The sequence below is a fragment of the Janthinobacterium sp. SUN033 genome, assembly GCF_030397595.1.
Lineage (GTDB): Bacteria > Pseudomonadota > Gammaproteobacteria > Burkholderiales > Burkholderiaceae_D > Janthinobacterium > Janthinobacterium kumbetense.
In genome coordinates this window covers 906213-925509 of record NZ_JAPQNV010000001.1, presented here as the reverse complement: position 1 = coordinate 925509, position 19297 = coordinate 906213, and the positions used below count along the sequence as shown (strand labels likewise).

Genomic DNA, 19297 nt, shown 5'->3' with positions numbered 1-19297 from the left:
CGATGTATAAGGAAAGTTTGCTGGCGAAAACAATACTGTAACACGAATCATTCTCATTTGAGAATGGCAAAGTGGTCTAGACAGATGTTATTTCGCAACAATTATGAAAAATGCCAGCCGGGGTGGCTGGCATGGCAGACGCGCGGGACAAGGCCATGGCGGCCCTGCCCTGACTGGGCCAAAATCAGGCCGGAGGATGGGCCAGCTTGCGCGCTTCCGCCTGCGCACGGCGGCGCTCGGCAAAAAAACGCTTGAGGAAAGCGCCGCACTCGTCGGCCAGCACGCCGCCAGCGATGGCCGTCTGGTGGTTCAGCGCCGGCTGCGCGAACAGGTTCAGCACGGAACCGCAGGCGCCCGTCTTCGGGTCGCCCGCGCCGTACACGACGCGCGCCAGGCGCGCATGCAGCATGGCGCCCGAGCACATCACGCACGGTTCCAGGGTCACGTACAGTTCGCAGCCGGGCAAGCGGTAGTTGCCCAGCTTTTCGGCGGCCGCGCGCAAGGCCATGACTTCCGCATGCGCCGTGGGGTCGTGGCGGCCGATGGGCTGGTTGTAGCCGACGGCGATGACTACCCCATCCTTGACGACGACGGCGCCGACGGGCACTTCACCCAGGTCCCATGCGTGCTGGGCCTGTTCCAGGGCCAGCTGCATGTAGCGCGCGTCCTGCGCGCTAGCGTGCGTTTCAGTCATCGGTCACTTCTGCCCAGCAATTCGGCGTTTCATGCAGCACCAGCTTATGCAGGTGCAAGCCCGTGCCGAAATGGTCGGTAAATGCGGCTTTCAGGATCTCGAAGGCGATGCGCGCCAGGTTTTCCACGGTCGGAATGCGGTCGATGACGACGGTTTTATGGTCGGGCAGGCTGGCCAGGAAGTCGCGCACGGCCGTATCTTTTTCGTAGACGAGGAAGGCGTGGTCCCACACATCGACCAGGTGCTGCTTGGCCAGGGTTTTCACGTCGGAAAAGTCCATGATCATGCCATTGTCGGAATTGCCTTCCGCTTCGATGACCTTGCCGACCAGGGTGATTTCCACCGTGTAGCGGTGACCGTGCAGGTTGCGGCACTGGCTTTTGTGGTCGGGAATGCGGTGGCCCGCGTCGAATTCGAGCTTGCGTGTGATAGTCAGCATATTATTTGTTTTAAGGGATTTGCAGGAGTTTATGGGTTTGCAGGCTCAGCTTCCACTTCGGGTTGCTTTTGCATGTTTCGATGGCCAGCTTCATGTTGTGCGCGGCCAGGGGGCCGTCCATCGCCTGCACGAAGAAGTTCTCGAAGTCCAGTTGTTCGTAGGCGGCCAGGTCTTGCTGGAACTGGGGGATGACCACCTTGATTTCATTGCCTTTGTGCACCACCAGGGTGGAACCCATCTTCGGGCTGACGCAGATCCAGTCCACGCCGGCCGGCACGGGCAAGGTGCCGTTAGTTTCGATGGCGATGGTGAAGCCGACCGCATGCATGGCGTCGATCAGCGCCGCATCCAGTTGCAGCAGCGGTTCGCCGCCCGTAAACACCACGTATTTGCTGGGCGCGTAGCTGGCGGGCCACAGGCTGTCGATCAGCGCGGCCAATTCCTGCGGCGTCTTGAACTTGCCGCCCAGTTCGCCGTCCGTGCCGACGAAATCCGTATCGCAGAACTGGCACACGGCCGTGGCGCGGTCGCTTTCGCGGCCCGTCCACAGGTTGCAGCCGGAAAAGCGGCAAAACACGGCCGGACGGCCCGCGTGCGCACCTTCGCCCTGCAGGGTATAAAAAATCTCTTTGATGCTATAAGTCACTGTATTTCCTAAGAGCTGGCTGGCGTCATCGCGCAGGGCGAACGCATCGGGGCTGGCGCGTGGCGCCGTTACCGCAAAAGCCGATTGACAACCCTCTATTATATGCCGCCGCGACACTTCCCGTGCAAATGCCGTGCCCGCCGCCTGCCGCTGCGGCGTCCGGGGCCGGAAATCGACATGGGCAGGCATAACTGCGCGGCTTTTGCGTTTAGACAATGTAAATGATCCCAAGTTAATATATTTTCTGTAAGAACATTGCCTGATGGAAAACATTAAGGGAGCATGGACATGCCGCAACGCTGGCTACGCCCGCCGTACCGCCTGAGTATTCTGGCCTGCCTGGCGGCGGCCGCACTCGCGGCCCTGCACGCCAGCCATGCCGCCGGGCCGATGCAGCAGGCCGGCACGCCCTCCCCCTTGATGCTGGCCTGTGCCGTCCTGCTCGGCGCGCTGGCGCTGCTGCTGTGGCGCCAGCACCGCCTGGCGCTGCGCCTGCAGGCACTGGAGCAGTTGCGCGCGGAGGCGGAACAGGCGCGCCTGGCCGGCGAACAGCACAAGGCGCGCGCGCAGGAACGCCTGCGCATCGGGCGCGACATCCACGACGACCTGGGCCAGCATCTGCTGACCCTGAAAATCGACCTGGCCATGCTGCAGACCAGCACGCACGACGCCGCCCCCTTGCTGGCGCGCCAACTGGACATGATGGCGCGCAATATCGACCTCAGCATCGCGGCGCTGCGCTGCGTCATCCACGACCTGCGCCCGCCCGCCCTCGACGCGGGCCTGCAAGCGGCGTGCGACGGCTTGCTGGCCGATTTCAAGCGCACCACGGGCATCGATTGCAGCTGCGACTACCGGCTCGACGCCGCCGCCGGCAGCGCGCACGGCCCCCTGCTGTATCACGTGCTGCAGGAAGCGCTGGCGAACATCGCCCGCCATGCGCGCGCCACGCATGTCCAGCTGAGCCTGCAGCAAGCGGGGGCCACCCTGGCATGCCGCATCAGCGATGACGGCGTCGGGCTGTCGGGCTCGCCACCGCGCCTCGGTTGCGGCCTGTCCGGCATGCATGAGCGCGTGGCCGCCGCCGGCGGCAGCCTGCACATCGAAAGCCGCAGCGGCGCCGGCACCACCTTGCGCCTGTCCCTGCCGCTGGCCGCCTGCGAGGAGGCGCCCGTGCTGCACGACTGATCGTGGCACCATAAATATTGCTCAATATCAACACCCTCCGTCCCGCTGCGCTGCATCATGGCCAACGAGCCAGCCCCATTCACCCCAAGAAGGATGCTTACATGCCGGATAGCCATGCTCATGCCAGCGCATCGCCCTGCGATGCAGCTCAGGGTTTTGCCGTCAAGATGATGGAATTGCTGGTGGTGCCCACCTTTGTCCTCGACGTGCATGGCCAGGTCATGATCTGGAACCGCGCCTGCGAGCAGCTGACGGGCGTGCCGGCGGCCGAAGTGCTGCACACGCGCGAGCCGGGCCGCTGCTTCTACAACGACGAGCGCCCCACCCTGGCCGACCTGCTGCTGGCCGGGCGCGGCGGCGACATGCGCGCGCTGCACGCCCAGCAGCAATACCGCAGCAGCACGGGCGGCAATCTGTGCGCGGAAAACTGGTGCGACATGCCGCGCACGGGGCGGCGGCGCTACCTGGCCGTCGATGCCAGTCCCATCTATGGCAATCACGACGAGCTGATCGCCGTCGTCGAAACCCTGCGCGACATGACGGATGAAAAACGCGCGCACGTGGAACTGGAACGCCTGGCCACGCGCGACGGCCTGACGGGCCTGGCAAACCGGCGCTGCTTCGACGACACCATCCTGGCCGAGTGGCAACGCGCCCAGCGGCAGGGCCAGCCCCTGTCGCTGCTGATGGTCGACGTCGACAATTTCAAGGAATACAACGACAGCCACGGCCACCAGGGCGGCGACCTGTGCCTGCGCAAGGTGGCCGGCGCCGTGGCCAGCGAAATGCGCACGAACGACCTGGTGGCCCGCTATGGCGGCGAAGAATTTGCCGTGATCCTGCCGAACCAGTCGCTCAAGGGCGCGGCCATCGTGGCCGAACGCATCCGCCAGCGCGTGGAACGGCTGCAACTGCCCCGCAAGCGTCCCGACGGCGCCTGCGTCACCGTCAGCATCGGCGCCGCCACGGCCCTGCCCGGCCCCGGCACGGAACTGGGACAGCTGATCCACACGGCCGACTGCGCCCTGTACCGCGCCAAGCACCTGGGCCGCAACCGCATCAGCCTGCCGGAAACGACGCTCACGTAGGCAACAGGGAAGCACGACCAAATTTGGTGTATATTTAGTCCTATCACAGTTTTTCGCATTCGGAGCCGCCATGGACCTCAAGGAACGCATCAAGCCGATTTCCTATCTCAAGGCCCATACGACGGACATCGTCAACAGCTTCGACGCGGGCCAGGACGAACCCATCATCATCACGCAAAATGGCGAAGCGAAAATGGTCGTGCTGTCCATGCACGCGTATCAGGAAGGCAAGCGGCAAGCGCGGCAGATGCAGGAGCAGCATGCATTCATGAAACTGATCGCCATGGGCAACCAGGACATCGCGCGCGGCGACGTGGTGTCCGAAGAAGACTTCCTGGCCAGCCTCGATCAGGACTGACATGGCGCGCATCGTCGTGCTGAAAAGCGCGCAAGCCGATTTCAACGAGCTGCGCAGCGACTGCAAGGCGCACCACACGGCGGCAGCGTACGCGCAGTTCATCGCAGCTTTCCGGCAATTATTCGCCGATCTCAAGACCTTCCCCGACAGCGGCACGCCCGTCGAGGCCGCCCGCGAAGTCGGCATGGATGTGCGGCAACGCCTGTGCGAAGAGATCCGCGTCGTCTACCACCATGACCGCGCGCACGACACCGTGTACATCCGCATGTTCCTGCCCACCAAACGCGACTTCCTCGCCCACTTGACGGCGCGCATCCTGCGGCCCGACTGTTAGCCCCTATGCAGGGCGGCACGAATATTCTATGCTGCGGCGTTGCACTTTCATAACATCCAAAAAAGAAGGAGCCTTCGTGTCAAGAATCATGCCCGCTTTATTACCCGCTTTCGCCCTGGCCCTGTCGGCCATGGCCGCGTCGAACCTGGGCGCCGCGCCCGTCAAACCGGCCGCCGCCCATGGCGCCGCGGCCAGCAAGGCCGATCTGCTGCCATTCAAGGCGACGGAAAAGACCTTGCCCAACGGCTTGAAGATCATCATCGTGCCGACCGGCTTCCCGAACCTCGTCTCGCTGCAGATTCCCGTGCAGACGGGTTCGCGCAACGAAGTCGAGCCGGGCAAGTCCGGTTTCGCCCACTTCTTCGAACACATGATGTTCCGCGGCACCAAGGCGTATCCGCCCGAGAAATACCAGGAAGTCATCACCCGCGCCGGCGCGCGCCAGAATGCGTATACGAGCGACGACTTGACCAATTACCACACGACGTTTGCCAAGCAAGACCTGGAAACCGTGCTGAAGGTGGAAGCGGACCGCTTCCAGCACCTCGACTATGCGGAAGACGCGTTCAAGACGGAATCGCGGGCCGTGCTGGGCGAATACAACAAGAACAGCGCCAATCCCGTGTCGAAACTGTTTGAAGTGATGCGCGACAGCGCCTACACGACGCATACCTACAAGCACACGACGATGGGTTTCATTCAGGACATCGAAGACATGCCGAACCAGTACGCGTATTCGAAGCTCTTCTTCGACCGCTGGTACCGTCCCGAGCGCACCACCATCATCATCGCCGGCGACGTGGAACCGCAGCAAGCGATCGCGCTGGTGGAAAAATACTGGAGCAACTGGCAGCGCGGCAAGCAGCAGGCGGCCGTGCCCGTGGAACCAAAGCCACGCGGCCCCGTCTACAAGCATGTGGCCTGGCCCACGCCGACCCTGCCGTGGGTGGCCGTGGGCTTCCACGCGCCCGCGTTTTCCGTGAAGGACAAGGACCAGGCGGCGCTGGCGACCCTGCTGTCGCTGTCGTTCGGCCGCACCTCGCCTTTATATAAACGCCTGGTGCAGAACGAGCAAAAGGTCGACCAGTTGTTCGACATGACGCCGGACCGGGTCGACCCGACCCTGGCCGTGCTGGGCGCGCGCGTGAAAAACATCGACGACGCCGTCTACGTGCGCAACGCCATCCTGGCCACCGTGGCGCAGCTGCGCGATACGCCCGTCAGCGACAAAGACCTGGCGGACGCCAAGTCGGCGGAAAAATACGGATTGATCCGCTCGCTCGACAACACGGAGCAGATCGCCGGCACCCTGGCTTCCTTCGTGCATTTCGACCGCTCGTATGCCACCATCAACCAGTACTACCGCCTGATCGATACGCTCACGCCGGCCGACCTGCAGGCGGCCGCGCGCAAATACCTGACGGACGAGGGCCTGGTGGTGACGACCCTGTCGCACCAGCCGATGGCCGCCGCCATCGCCGCCACGCCGACGCTGGCCAGCCTGCTGCCGGCCGCCCCGACCGCGAAGTTCGACGTGCTGGTGCAAAAGTCGGCGCTGCCGCAAATCCGCTACAAGCTGCTGTTTACGGCCGGTTCCGCGCAAGACCCGCAAGGCAAGGAAGGCCTGGCCGCGCTGACGGCGTCCATGGTGGCGTCCGGTGGTTCGTCCGAGCGCAAGATCGACGAAGTCAACCAGGCCCTGTTCCCGCTGGCCGGCAGTTTCAGCCAGCAGACGGACAAGGAAATGACGACGTTTACGGGTTCCATCCACCGGGATAACTGGACCCAGTTCAACGCCATCGCCCTGCCGCTGCTGCTCTCGCCCGGTTTTCGCGAAGACGACTTCCGCCGCCTGAAGGATGCGCAAAAGAACGCGCTGCTGCTGGACCTGAAGGACAATAACGAAGAGGAATTCGCCAAGGAACGCCTGCAAACGAATGTGTATGCGGGCACGCCGTACGGCCACCCCGTGCTGGGCACGGTCGCCGGCATCGACGCCATCACCCTCGACGACGTGAAACAGTTCTGGAAGAGCGCGTATGCGCAAGGCGCCGTCAAGGTCGGCATTTCCGGCGACGTGTCGGACGCCATGACGGCCTCGCTGACGCAGGCGCTGGCAAGCTTGCCGGCCGGCCCCGGCTTGCCCGCCACCGTGAAACCCGCGGGCCGCAAGGCGCAGGGACTGGAAGTGGAAATCATCGAGAAAAACACGCGCGCCACGGCCATTTCCTTCGGCTTGCCGCTGGACGTGACGCGCACGCACCCGGACTTCCCCGCCCTGTGGCTGGCGAAGACGTGGCTGGGTGAGCACCGCGCCTCGAATTCCTACCTGTACCAGCGCATCCGCGAAATCCGCGGCATGAACTATGGCGATTACGCGTACATCGAAGCCTTCCCGCGCGGCATGTACCAGTTCTTCCCGAACCCGAACCTGGGCCGCAAGGCGCAGCTGTTCGAAATCTGGATCCGCCCCGTGGCGCCGGACAACGCCCATTTCGCCCTGCGCGTGGCCCTGACGGAGCTGGGCAAGCTGATCGACAATGGCTTGACGCAGGACGATTTCGCCACCACGCGCGACTACCTGATGAAGAACGTGTTTGTCATGACCTCGACGCAAGACCAGCAGCTGGGCTATGCACTCGACTCGCAATGGTATGGCACGCCCGAGTTCACCAAGCTGATGCGAGACGGCTTGTCGAAACTGACGCTGGCCGACGTCAACCGCGCCATCAAACAGCACCTGTCGGCGAAGAACCTGTCCGTGGTCATCGTCGCCAAGGATGCGGCAGGCTTGAAGGATAAGCTCGTCAGCGACGCGTTTTCGCCCATCAAGTACGACGGCAACAAGCCGCAGGCCCTGCTCGATGAAGACAAGGTCATCGGCGCGATGAAGCTGGACATCAAGCCGGCAGCCGTCACCGTCACGCCGGCGGCGCAGGCCTTCGCCAGGTAAGTTTGTGCCAGATCAACCTCGTCCGGTGCAGCTTGCCGGATGGGGTTGGTCTGGCATTCGGCGCGGCCAAACCCGCCTTCATTCCGCAAATCCCGGCCTTGGTCGGAAAGTAGCATCTTGGCAATCTGGTTATCCCCATACTGTTTTTCGACTCTTCCCGAGTGAAAACCATGACAAGGACAACCATGCACCTGTTCCATCCCCACCTTTACGCCACCTGCTTCCTCGCCGCTGCCGCGCTGCCGGGCGCCCTGTACGCGCAAGCGCCGGCCCTCGCCGGACAGTGGCAATTCCAGACGGCGACGGGCACGACCACGACGAATGGCGTCGAGGTCGACCTGATCGACACGGGCATCCTCGACATCAGCGAAGAGCAAGGCGGCTTGCGCGCGACGATCGCGTGGCTCGACGAAGGGGGCCAGCTCACGCCGCCCCGCACGGTCGACGGCACGGCCGGCCCCGCCGGCGCCGTCTTCCGGCATGGCGGCAAGCGCGTCAGCACGGAGCGCAACGGCAAGGAGATCAGCACCGACGTGACGATACGCTGGACCCTGCAAGCCAAGGGCAACGTGCTGAGCGGCGAGCGCCTGGTCGAAACCGATGAGAACGAACCCAAGCCCGTGACCGGCACGCGGCTCAAGGAACGCTATGTGGCGCCCGCGCTGCCGGCCGCAGCGCTGGCGACGGCGGCAAGCGGCGCCGCGCGCGGCCCTTCCACGCCGGCCGAGCGCGCGCGCGTGGTGCGGATGGCGAACGAGGCGCAGCGCGCTCCCCTGGCCGTGCAACAGCGCGACGGCGCCTGGCTGGGCGCATGGATAGAAGCGATTCCCGACTTCACCTTACCGGCCAGCGCGCTGGAAAGCTGGCTCTCCATCGCCAGCCGGCCGGCCATCCGCGAGGCAACGGTCTTTCAATACCTGGCCAGCGCGATGGCCTTCCAGATCGAACACCCGGAGCAGGCTGGGCAGCAGAGCGCCAGCGACCTGGCGGCCATGCAGGGCGTGCTGCACGCCTACGAAACCCTGTTGCGCCAGGATAAGCTGAACCGTTCCGCGAAGCTGGATGCGGCGCTGGCGGCGCGCCGGCAAGACAGGCTGCCCGCCTTCCTCGCCACACTGTCCGGCAGAAATGCCGGCATCGACGCCGCAACGTCGCCGTCCAACGACGCCACGGCGCGCCGGATCGTGGCGCTGGGCACCGGCGAGCCGCGCGCGATGGACTGGCTCGACATCCTCAGCAACCGCTTCGGCGGCCGCATGGCCGGCAGCGACGCCTACACGCATGCGGCGCAATGGGCGCGCATGCAACTGCGGCAATGGGGCGTGCAAGCGGAGCTGGAAGAAGCGGGCCAGGTGCCCGTCGGCTTCAACCGCGGCCCGTGGTCGGGCAAGATGCTGGCGCCCGAGGAACAGCCGCTGCGCCTGGCGACGCCCGCCTATTCGGCCGGCACGCGCGGCGTGCAGCAGGGCCTGGCCATGATGGGACCGGCCACCCTGGAAGAGGCGCAGGCGCGCGCCGCGCAATTCAAGGGCAAATGGGTGCTGATCGGCGGTGAAAACGGGGGCGGCGGGCGCGATGGCAGCACCATCCACCAGCCCAGGGCCATCACCCGCGTGCTGATGCAGGCGGGCGCCCTCGGCACCATCCAGTCCGGCGAAGAACCGCTGTATGCCGCCAGCGCCGCGCCCGCCGCGTGGGCGGCCCTGCCGACCTTGCCCGACATCAAGCTGGCCGCGCCTCAGTACGCCGACATCCGCCAGCGCCTGGCGCGCGGCGAAGCCGTCACCCTGGAGTTTGACGTCCGCAACTGGTTCTATCCGGGCCCGGTGACGTATCACAACGTCGTCGCCCGCATTCCGGGCACGGAAAAGCCGGAGGAAATCGTGCTGATCGGCGCCCACCTCGACAGCTATGACGGCGGCACGGGCGCGGCCGACAATGGCGGCGGCGTGGCCACGATGCTGGAAGCGATGCGCCTCCTGGCGCTCTCCGGGGCGAAGCCGCGCCGCACCATCATGCTGGTGGCCTTCGGCGCGGAGGAAATCGGCCGCAAGGGATCGTTCGCGTTTGCCGAGCGGCATGCGGGGCAATTGGAGCATATCGTCATGATGCTCAACCGCGACGGGCGGCCCGGCGCCATCGACGGCATCGCCATTCCCTCGGCCTGGAAGAGCGTGTTTGGCCGGGTCGAGCTGGCACTGCAAGACATCCATCCCGTGTTCGGCTTCGCCAGCAGCATCAATGACGTGCCGCGCGACGCCAGCAAGGCGATGAGCGCGCGGGCCGGCAGCGATGACGCCGTCTTCAGCCTGCATGGCGTGCCGACGCCGAAATTTACCGTGCTCGGCGATTTCGACTATGCGCGCGTGCATCACACGGTGCTCGACACCTACGACAACGTGCAGCCTTTCAGCGCGGCACAGCAATACTCGGCCATCGCCATCGCCTTGACCGCGTATGAAGTGGCGAACGCGCCGGAAGAGATCAACAGGAAAGGCTACTATCGCGCCGCCAAGGCGGCGCCGTAGACGTCCCCGCCAGCATCACTCGAAGGGATTGGCCACCGACGTCACTTCGGGCGGCGGCAGCTGGTCGGGCAAGTCCTGCTTTTCCAGTTGCGCCACCACGTCGCCCAGCAGTTTTTGCAACTGTTTCGCCAGCGCCAGGCCCGGCTTGTCCAGGGTCAGGTCGATGTCGCCGCTGATGCTGATGCGGTCGATCCTGTTTTCGATGCTCAGGCTGCCGATCTCCAGCACATCGCTTTCATTGGCGTACGGGACGAATTTCTTTGCGCACATGGGATTTCCTCTCAAAGGGATTATTTTTTCGACTTGCTATTGATCTTGGGCAAACTCAGCATGCGCAACTTTTGCTGGCGCGTCAGCGACGGTAACAGATCGATGCCTATCCTGTCTTCCAGTTGCGCAATGCTCAGCACTTCATACGCCTTGGTATCGACGTTTTCAATGAAGTAGGCGGCGCCGGCGCGCTGGCGCGGGCTGTACACGGCCTTGTACAGATGGCTGGGCACAATGACTCTTCCCACCTTGCGCAGGTTGCCGCCAATGAAAGCCGGGCCCGTGATCACGTACAGGTCGCCCTCTTTCTTCGCCATCTTGCGCACGGCGCCCTCGATGCCGGCCCACACATAGCGGTTGTTGCGCGCATCCTGCGGCACCATGTTGGCCAGGGTAAAGCTGTCGCGCTGGCTCTGGCGGTCCGGCATGTCGCCGTTCGGCGCCATGTGGCCACGGTCGAAGCCGCTGCGCGCATAATCGGCCAGCTCGGCGCGCTGGGCGGCGGGCAGCTTGCGTTCCGCGTGGAAGGAATTTTCGCGCGACAAGTCCTGCGCCGCTTCCAGGTTGTTCGCCGTCAAGTGTTCAGCCGACCACAGGGGCGTGCGCGTAATCCCCGAATGCATCACGCCAAACACGTTGTAGCACAGCTCCCTGGTCGCCACGTCCAGCTTGGGGTTGGTGATTTCCGGCTTGCGGCCATCGACGTAGTGGGCGGGACAGGCATCGGCATGCGCCAGGTTCGCGGCAAAGGCGGAAGCCAGCAGGCCGCACGCCAGGGTCAGCCCGGCGATCGATCGTTGAAACATATTTCCCTCTGAAATCTTTGCAGGCCAGCATTCTAGCGGACGGCGGCCCTCGCCACAAACCCGCACCAACCTGGCGTGCGCGGCGGCGAACGGTCGTGCAGGCGGGCGTGCGGGCGGCCCTGTGCAGAGCTGGCGCAAATAAAGGCCAACAGGCCGCGCACAGCCATTCATATCTGCTAAGATTGCCTTGATTCGTTCGCATCGACCATTCAAGATTTGGAGAGCATATGATCAAAAAAACCCTGCTGCTGATCGTTGTCGTCGTCGCCGCCATCCTCGGCTATGCCACCACCAAACCCGACACTTTCAGTGTCCAGCGCGAAATCACCATCAAGGCACCGCCCGAGAAAATCGCCGCCCTGATCACGGACTTCCACTACTGGGCAGCCTGGTCGCCGTGGGAAAAGCTCGATCCGGCCATGCGCCGCACGTTTACGGGCCCCGCCAATGGCCTGGGCGCGCAATATGCTTGGACGGGCAATGACAAGGTGGGCGCCGGCCGCATGGAAATCACGGAAGCGGCCCAGCCCGAGCGCACCGTCATCAAGCTGGACTTCCTCAAGCCGTTCGAAAGCCACAACACCACCACGTTTGCCATGACACCCGAGGGCGACAGCACCAAGGTGAACTGGACCATGACAGGTCCCAGCCCTTACGTGAGCAAGGTCATGACGGTCTTCGTCAGCATGGATACCATGATCGGCAAGGATTTCGAGAAGGGCTTGAACAACCTGAAGGCGGCGGCAGAGCGCTAAGCCTTTCCCGTCGCGATGAAAAACAGGGCCGCGCGGCCCTGTTGTCATTGGCGCCGCCCCTTGCGGGGCAGCCGGCTCAGAACTGCTCGATCCAGGCCGCCAGGTGATCCGGCGTGAGCGCCGGTTCAGCCTGCACCACCTTGCCCTGCAAGCCCATTTCCGTTTTACTCAACTGCAAGGACCAGCCGCGCCGCGCCAGCCACAGCAAGCTGGCCAGCCAGAACGAGTGGATCGCCGAGACGGGCGTGGTGGTGGGCGTTTCCAGGAATTCCGTCAGCAGGCGGCCATCGAGGAACAGCGCCGTGCCGCCCTGGTTTTGCAGCGCCGCACCAAACACGGGCAGCAGCATGTCGATCGCCTGTTCCACGCCGCGCCCCGGATGCTCGCGCTCGAGCGTGTCGAGCTGCTGGCGCACGGCGGCGGCAAAGGCCGTGCCGCGGAAGGCTTCTGAACTGACCAGGTCGGCATAATCCATCAACAGCCAGTCCGGCTCCGGCGGCGTGACGCCGGCCGTCAGGGCCGCCGACAAATACGCTTCCACGGGCAGCTGCTGTTCCGGACCGGCCAGGCTGGCGCACAACGCGTACAGGCTGCCGATGCGGTTGGCGACGGCTTGCCGCTGGCGCACCATCAGCTTTTCGCGCAGCAATTGGGCGTGCTCGTTGCGCAAGCGCGCCAGTTCCAGCGCCTGCTTGAGTTCCATGCGCAGGGCCGCGATATCCCACGGCTTCTGGATGTAGCGGTGGATCTGCCCCTGGTTGACGGCTTCCACCGTGTGCTCAAGCTCGGAATACGCGGTGGTCAGGATGCGCACGATGTGCGGATGGCGGTCCCAGGCGTACGACAGCAGCTCGTTGCCATAGGCGCCCGGCATGCGCTGGTCCGACACCAGCACGGCGATGCGGTCGGCCTGCTCGTCCAGGATGCGCTTGCCCTCCTCGACCGAGGTCGCCGTCAGCACGTCGGCCAGCGGCGCGATGGCGCGCTGGAAGTATTTGAGGGCGTTGGCCTCGTCATCGACATAGAGTATCGTCGGCAAGCCTTGCGCCGGCTCACGCTGAGCCGGTAAACGCAGATTGGCGTCAATCATGCTCGTTCCTTATATGTACTGGAAAATTCAGGGTTACCGTGGTGGAAGTGCCAAACTCGGTGGCGATGTCGAGGTTGCCGCCGAACGACTGCATCATGCGGTGGCAAAACACCATGCCCCAGCCCTTGCCTTCGTCGCCGTTGGCACTGACGGGGTCGATCAACAGCTGTTCGACTATCTCGGGGGCGATGCCGGCGCCATTGTCGCGCACCATGATGCGGCCGGCGTCGATGCGGATGCCGATCGCCGGATGAGTCTGCTCGCCGGCCGAGCGCAAGGCATTCGCCAGCACGGACGACAGGATCAGCGCGACGCAATTGGGCGACTCGGCAATGGAGAAATCGTCGCCCACGTCCACCGTGATGGCGGCGCGCTGGGCCGTGCTCAAGGGATAGCTGTCGAGCAAGGTGGTCAGCAGCTGGCGCGCGCTACCGGCGCGGCGTCCGCCCTGCATGCCGGGCCCGGCGCTGGCCAGGCGCACCGTGTCGACAAAGCTGGCCAGGACCGACAGGCAATAGCGCGCATTGTCGTGCATCAAGGCGGCCGCTTCGCCGATCTCGGCCTGCGGCGCCGCCTCCGCCTGCGCGCGCCGGGCGATGCCGCGCGCAAAATTGGCGATGGCCGCCAGCGGCGTGTTCAATTCATGCGCAAGAAACGCCAGCGATTCCTCCATCGCCACCAGGCCCTGGCGGCGCGCGGCGCGCTCGCGTCCCGTCTGCACGGCCAGTTGCAGCGCCGTCTGCATGGCGGCCAGGTCGAGCGGTTTTTCCAGCAGGCGGAACACCGCGCCGCCGTTGATCAGTTCGAGCAGCACATCCTTGTCCGCATACGCGGTGACGAGCATGCAGACGATGTGCGGATAGCGCTGCGCCACTTCCTGCAGCAATTCGCTGCCCAGGCGGTCCGGCATGCGGTAATCGGTGACGAGCACATCGATCTGGCCGGCCTCGTCTGCCAGCAAGGCGAGCGCCGCATCGACGCTGAGCGCCGTCAGCACGCGGTAGCGGGCCCCGGCGGCGCGTTCGAAATACTTGCAGGCGAGCGCTTCATCATCCACGTACAGCACGCTGGCGCGGCTATCGTTATCCATGCTAACGGCCCTCCCAATCGGAGCGCTGCAAGTCGAAATTCATGCTGGCCCATTCCCCCAGCACGCTTTCGGCCGTGAGGGTGCCGCCGTGGCGCTCGATCACGCCATAGCTGATGCTCAGGCCCAGGCCCAGTCCCTGCCCCACTTCGCGCGTGGTAAAGAACGGCTCGAACACGCGCGCCAGGTTTTCCGGGGCGATGCCGGGACCGTTGTCGCGCACGCTGATGCGCAGGCGGTTCTCGTCCCAGTGGGCCGTGATGCGGATCTCGAACGGCGGCGCATTGCCCTTGCGCATGGACAGCACGGCATTGCCCAGCAAGTTGATCAGCACGCCCACGATGGCCGCTTCGTCGCCGCGCACCAGGGTGTCGACCGGCAAGTCGTGGCTGATGCTGACATTCTTCGTTTCATGGCCCACCAGGCGGATGGCCGCGTCGAGCGCGCTGCGGAACTGGAAGTGTCCCGTTTCCAGCTGGTTGCCGCTCTTGCGGTAGGCAAAGGTCTTCAAGTCGGAGACGATGTGCTGCACGCGCAGCATGCCCTGCTTGGCGTCGGCCAGGCATTCGCTGACGAGCGCGCTTTGCTTGGCGGCCGGGTCTTCGATGGCCACCTCGATGGCCATCATGCAGAAATTCACGGGGTTATTGACTTCATGCAGCATGCCGGCGGCCAGGGTGCCGATGGCGGCCATTTTCTCCTGCTGCAGCATCTGCCCCTTGATATCGGCCAGACTTTTGTTGGTTTCTTCCAGTTGGGTGTTCTTTTGCGCCACTTCCGCCTTCAGCTGGAACAGCATGAAGCGGGCGCGCTCATTGAAATAGGTAAACACGGCACTGATGCTGGCCGACATGATAAGGAACAAGCAATTGACGACAAACGTACCCGCCAGGTCGAAGCCGCCCGCATGCCAGGCACAGGCGCCCACATACAGCAGGCAGGAGATGGCGCCGAAAACCATATTCTGCCACAAGCCGAAGGCCAGCACGATGCCCGACGAATAGATGGCCAGGGTCATGCCCACGTAATAGATCGAGGTGGCGCCTTCCGTGACGGCGATCATCCAGGCGATCATGATTTGCGGCAGGATCAGCCAGACAAAGGTCAAGCCCTGGATGCGGTCCTGCGCCCAGCGCGTGCGCATGGCCAGCACGACGCAAAAGATCAGCACGGACACGAGGATGCGCGCAGTGGTGAACGCCGACTGCTTGTCCGGATACAGGGCCGAATCGAGGCCCATGCCAAGCAGGATCAGCACGATGCCCGTGTACGCCCCGCCGCGGCTGAATTCCAGGCGGAAGTCGCGCAAAACGGCCGTGTAGCCGGCGTGCAGGCCTGGAGTATCCATCAAGGAATGCTCACTTCCGCGAACACATTCACGCCCGTGGCATCGACATAGATCAGCGGGTCCGTCGCGTGCTCGGGCAGCAAGGCCGACAGGCCCTCTTCATTGCGATAGATCAAATGCCATTCCAGCAAATGCTCCATGCCGAACTTGCCGGGGTTGTTCGCGTGCACATTGGTGACGAGCAAACGTCCGCCCGGTCCCACGCGCGAGGCGAAATGCATCAGCAGGCGCGCGCACACCTTGTCGGACAGATAGTCGAACAGGCCGGCGCAATACACGGCGTCGAAACTGCCGGGCAAGCCCGTGATACCGGCGCCATGACGGCGCTTGAGCAGGTTGTGCACGGAATCGTGTACATAATCGATCTCGACCACGCGCCCCGTGCGCTGCATGATGGTGGTCAGGCGCGCGCGCGTCCAGTCCAGGGTCTCGCTGCTGAAGTCGACCAGTTCGAAGGCCAGCCACTGCGCGTCCGGGCACGTTTCCAGGAAGCGCTGCACCTCGATGGCCGGGCCGCAGCCCACGTTGAGCACTTTATACACGCGCCCGGCAGCGCGCGCCACGGCCGCCTTTTGCGACAGGAATTCCGTCAGGATATCGATGCGGTTGCGGTGCGCTGTGGCCACGGCCGCCTGCAAGAAGGCCGCATTGACGATCTGAAAGTACGTGCTCGGCCCCTGGCGCGGGTCGTCCAGCAGCTGGTTGACCATCTGGTAATCGCCCGCGTAACCGAGCGGCTTGGTAAACGTGCGGAAGACGAACGGCGCGCGCAGGATCAAGGGATGCAGCGCCGCCTGGGCGAAGGCGCGGTGCGCGGGCGCCCGCTCTTCCTCGACGAGCGAGGCTTCCACTTCGAGCTGGCGCAGGTACAGCTGGGTTTGCTCCATCAGTGGCAAGGCCAGCTCGTCGAAGATATCGGGGCGCAGCCGGCCGTTTTCCTTGGGCAGCGAGTCGGACAAGTCGACTTGCTCGACCCAGCGCGACACTTCCGACAGGAAGGCGCGCATTTCGTTGACGACGATCTGGTAGTCGCGGCGGATGCGGAAACGCTCGCCCCAGCCGGCGACAAAGGCGCTGGACTCTTTCTGCACGGCGCCCTTGACCACCACCACGTCGCTCAGCTCGCGCCACTCGTCGATCAGGGTCACGGAAACGATGGCGGTCAGGCCCGTGTTGACGCTGCTGATGACGACGGCCTTGCCCACGTAGGCGTTTTTCGCCCCCATGCGCACCGTCACGTCATTGAGCACCTCGCTGACCTGCACAATCGAGTATGGATTATAGATTTCCATGACCAGCGAATTGCGCTGCAAGTTGAAAATCGTGCCGCGCACCGCCTCACCCTGGGTGTTGCGGAAACTGACGACTGGATCGATCTGCGATTGTGAATACACGATTGAGCATTATCAAGTTGCCCGGTTTCCGGCGCACCCCACGGGTGACGCCAGTTTCCAGGCTGGGTTAAGGCACGGCACACCGGTCGTCTGCCGCCGGCACCGCCATCAAGATGACGGTATTGCGGCGTCGTTTGACGCCGTGCCGGAGCGCCTCAAAGCGCGTCTGTTCGCTCTCTGATCGAGTGTACTATGGATGTAGCAGAACGGGCAATTGTTCCCTCAGGAACGACTGTCCGTGGCGCTGGCGCGCAACGCCGGCGGTCAACCTGCCACAAAAAGGGCCAAAGCATGGCGCAGCAACTGCGGCGTTTGGCCCGTCCAGCGCTTGAACGAGCGGCGGAAGTTGGTGGCATCATGAAAGCCAAGATAGGCGGCCACGGCGTCGTTGTCGTAGCCATGCGCCTGGAACAGATAGATCGCCTTGTGCGCGCGCACCTGGTCCAGCTCGGCCTGGAAATGCGTGCCATGGCGCGCCAGGTGGCGTTTCAGGGTGGCGGGACTGACGCCGAACTCCTGCGCCGTGCGTTCCAGGGTCGGCGCACAGCGGATATTGGCCAGCAGATAGTCGTACAGCGCGCCGAGCAGGCTCGCCGCCGGCACGGGCGCCACGGCGGCCGCGCGCAAGGCCAGCGCCGCCGCCGTGGCATTGCCGCGCGGCCAGGGTTTATCCAGCCAGCTGGAATCGATGAGCATGGCGTCGACCTGGCAATCGAAGCGCAGCGCCTGGCCCAGGTGCACCTCGTGCTGCTCGACGTGGCGGGGCCGCGCCCGGTTGAAGCAAAAGCGCCACGGCAGCGCTTCGCCGGCCAGCCAGCGGCACATGGCCGCCAGCGCCGTCATGTGCATCTCCACCAGAAAAGGCAGCTGGCTGGGCGCACCGAACGCATCGACCCAGTACAGCACATGCATGTCGCCCGCCTCGCGCAAGCGCGGCTGCAACAGCGGACACAGCAAGGTGTGGAATTCGCACAGGATGCCTAGCGCCTGGCGCAGATTCTGCGCCTGCAGCAAGGCGTGGCTGGCCGCGCCGTAATGGCCGGGCAGCATTTGCTGGCCCAGCATGAAGCTGGTATCGGCACTGTCCAGGCCGCGCGCCACGTTGGCCAGCAATTGCAGGTATTGCGCGGCGCTGACCTGGCTTTCCGCGGACGGCAGCGCGCCGCCATCGAGGCCCGTGCCCTTGAGCAGCGGCGCCACGGCCAGTTCGCGGCTGCGCGCATAATCGAGCACCAGCGCCGGCTGGTGATGGGCCGCGATGCTGGGGTCGCCCTGCTGGTTCAGCGGCATCAGGCAGGCGCGGCGGTGCTGGCCCTGGGGCCGGCGCCGCGGCCGGGCGTTTCCACGGCCCGGCTCAGCTCGGCCAACACCACTTCCGGCACGCCATCCGTGAGCGCGCACGCATGCCGCAGGCTCAGGCGGATTTCGCGGTTGTCGTTGGCGTGGTGGCGCATCTGTCCCACCATGGCGCACAGGTGGCGCGCCTTCGCGGCCGCATCCTCGCGCGACACGCCCGGCATCAGCACGGCGAAGCGGTCGCCCGCATAGCGGCACAGCAAGTCGTCATTGCGCAAGTTCAACAGCAGCATGTGGCCCACGGCTTGCAGCACGCGGTCGCCTTCGCGGTGGCCGTATTCGCGGTTAATCAAATGAAAGCTGTCGATGTCGAGCAAGACCAGCGCGCAATCGAGGCCGGGCCGGCGCTCCTGTTCCAGGCGCATCTGCGTGCGCAGGTAGCTGGCGTCGGCCAGCTGCGTGATGCGGTCGAAGGCGCGGTGGTCGCGGAAAAGGCGCTCGCGCTTTTGCAGGTGCTCGTTCAGGCGGAACTGTTCCTGGCGCCAGTAATACATGCCCATCGTCAGCACCAGCATGCCGAACGGAATCAAGGCTTCCAGCCAGTTATCCCACACGGCGCTCTTATCGACGGCAAAGAATTCGTCCAGGCAATCGGCCCAGGAGCCCAGCATGATGGCGCACAGGCCGCCGGCGATCAGGCGCGTCACCCGCCCGCGGGGACGGCTGCTGAGGGTAAACAAGAACCAGATGCCCGCCATGACGGCCGTGCCGCCTTCGCAGACGATATCCATCCACTTCCAGATGGCAAACGGTTTAAGGTGCCCCAGTGTGGCGTACAGGAACAAGAACAAGGGCAACGCGAGCGCTGCGGCAATCAGGCTGTTACGGTGCAACGGCAGCATGTGGGAAACCTTTAAAAGTGGTGCTGTCGCCACGATAGCGCCCGCCCATGACGGCACGATGACATGCCCCACGCCCGTGCGGCAGGTGCAAACGGCTCATCATTAACAGCGCAGCCGATGC

The 19297-nt window shown here is 64.5% G+C and carries 18 protein-coding genes; 7 read left to right on the top strand and 11 right to left on the bottom strand.

Annotated elements, in window-relative coordinates:
- Positions 1-184 precede the first annotated feature (184 nt).
- From tadA to queE, 3 genes are read right to left on the bottom strand one after another with little or no spacing between them, the layout of a single operon-like run.
- Positions 185-694: a tRNA adenosine(34) deaminase TadA gene (tadA, locus tag OX460_RS04295; RefSeq protein ID WP_289897789.1), complete on the bottom strand. Its 510-nt coding sequence runs from the start codon at positions 692-694 to the stop codon at positions 185-187.
- Positions 687-1133, bottom strand: a complete 447-nt coding sequence (gene queD / locus OX460_RS04290) for a 6-carboxytetrahydropterin synthase QueD (protein ID WP_035819191.1) — start codon at positions 1131-1133, stop codon at positions 687-689. The genes tadA and queD overlap by 8 nt, the downstream gene beginning before the upstream one ends.
- Before the next feature lie 10 nt (positions 1134-1143).
- Positions 1144-1779 (bottom strand): 7-carboxy-7-deazaguanine synthase, encoded by a 636-nt coding sequence (queE, locus tag OX460_RS04285; RefSeq protein WP_289897788.1) that lies wholly within the window; start codon positions 1777-1779, stop codon positions 1144-1146.
- Positions 1780-2067: 288 nt separating this feature from the next.
- Between queE and OX460_RS04280 the strand changes: the two genes are divergently transcribed.
- From OX460_RS04280 to OX460_RS04255, 6 genes are all read left to right on the top strand, one after another.
- A complete protein-coding gene (locus OX460_RS04280) occupies positions 2068-2967 on the top strand; it encodes a sensor histidine kinase (RefSeq protein ID WP_289897787.1) in 900 nt (299 codons plus the stop codon).
- Between the two features lie 101 nt (positions 2968-3068).
- On the top strand, positions 3069-4055 hold the full coding sequence (locus OX460_RS04275) for a diguanylate cyclase (RefSeq protein WP_289897786.1): 987 nt from the start codon (positions 3069-3071) through the stop codon (positions 4053-4055).
- 70 nt (positions 4056-4125) lie between these two features.
- Positions 4126-4413, top strand: a complete 288-nt coding sequence (locus OX460_RS04270; protein ID WP_289897785.1) for a type II toxin-antitoxin system Phd/YefM family antitoxin — start codon at positions 4126-4128, stop codon at positions 4411-4413.
- Between the two features lies 1 nt (position 4414).
- The gene (locus OX460_RS04265) at positions 4415-4747 is read left to right on the top strand and encodes a type II toxin-antitoxin system RelE/ParE family toxin (RefSeq protein ID WP_289897784.1); all 333 of its coding nucleotides are present in this window, start codon (positions 4415-4417) and stop codon (positions 4745-4747) included.
- 88 nt (positions 4748-4835) lie between these two features.
- Entirely contained in the window at positions 4836-7700 is a 2865-nt protein-coding gene (locus OX460_RS04260) for a pitrilysin family protein (protein ID WP_289897783.1), read from the top strand.
- A gap of 185 nt (positions 7701-7885) precedes the next feature.
- Positions 7886-10228: a M20/M25/M40 family metallo-hydrolase gene (locus OX460_RS04255; RefSeq protein ID WP_289897782.1), complete on the top strand. Its 2343-nt coding sequence runs from the start codon at positions 7886-7888 to the stop codon at positions 10226-10228.
- 15 nt (positions 10229-10243) lie between these two features.
- Here OX460_RS04255 and OX460_RS04250 read toward each other — a convergent pair whose 3' ends face one another.
- Both OX460_RS04250 and OX460_RS04245 read right to left on the bottom strand, forming a co-directional pair.
- Positions 10244-10498, bottom strand: coding sequence for a hypothetical protein (locus OX460_RS04250; RefSeq protein ID WP_077404902.1), 255 nt, complete (start codon positions 10496-10498; stop codon positions 10244-10246).
- Between the two features lie 20 nt (positions 10499-10518).
- Entirely contained in the window at positions 10519-11304 is a 786-nt protein-coding gene (locus OX460_RS04245; RefSeq protein WP_289897781.1) for a DNA/RNA non-specific endonuclease, read from the bottom strand.
- A 227-nt stretch (positions 11305-11531) separates the two neighbouring features.
- Here OX460_RS04245 and OX460_RS04240 point away from each other — a divergent pair, with 227 nt between their 5' ends.
- Positions 11532-12059, top strand: coding sequence for an SRPBCC family protein (locus OX460_RS04240; protein WP_289897780.1), 528 nt, complete (start codon positions 11532-11534; stop codon positions 12057-12059).
- 76 nt (positions 12060-12135) lie between these two features.
- On the opposite strand, the gene OX460_RS04235 is transcribed toward OX460_RS04240, so the two are convergent.
- From OX460_RS04235 to OX460_RS04210, 6 genes are all read right to left on the bottom strand, one after another.
- The gene (locus OX460_RS04235; protein WP_251348576.1) at positions 12136-13149 is read right to left on the bottom strand and encodes a response regulator; all 1014 of its coding nucleotides are present in this window, start codon (positions 13147-13149) and stop codon (positions 12136-12138) included.
- Positions 13142-14239 carry a hybrid sensor histidine kinase/response regulator gene (locus OX460_RS04230; protein WP_289897779.1) on the bottom strand — a complete coding sequence of 366 codons (1098 nt, stop codon included), beginning with the start codon at positions 14237-14239 and terminating at the stop codon, positions 13142-13144. Before OX460_RS04230 ends, OX460_RS04235 begins: the two co-directional genes overlap by 8 nt.
- 1 nt (position 14240) lies before the next feature.
- The gene (locus tag OX460_RS04225; protein WP_289897778.1) at positions 14241-15584 is read right to left on the bottom strand and encodes a HAMP domain-containing sensor histidine kinase; all 1344 of its coding nucleotides are present in this window, start codon (positions 15582-15584) and stop codon (positions 14241-14243) included.
- On the bottom strand, positions 15584-16978 hold the full coding sequence (locus tag OX460_RS04220) for a class I SAM-dependent methyltransferase (RefSeq protein WP_289897777.1): 1395 nt from the start codon (positions 16976-16978) through the stop codon (positions 15584-15586). The genes OX460_RS04225 and OX460_RS04220 overlap by 1 nt, the downstream gene beginning before the upstream one ends.
- 264 nt (positions 16979-17242) lie before the next feature.
- Positions 17243-18268: an AraC family transcriptional regulator gene (locus OX460_RS04215; protein WP_289897776.1), complete on the bottom strand. Its 1026-nt coding sequence runs from the start codon at positions 18266-18268 to the stop codon at positions 17243-17245.
- The gene (locus OX460_RS04210; RefSeq protein WP_289897775.1) at positions 18268-19176 is read right to left on the bottom strand and encodes a GGDEF domain-containing protein; all 909 of its coding nucleotides are present in this window, start codon (positions 19174-19176) and stop codon (positions 18268-18270) included. Before OX460_RS04210 ends, OX460_RS04215 begins: the two co-directional genes overlap by 1 nt.
- Positions 19177-19297 lie beyond the last annotated feature (121 nt).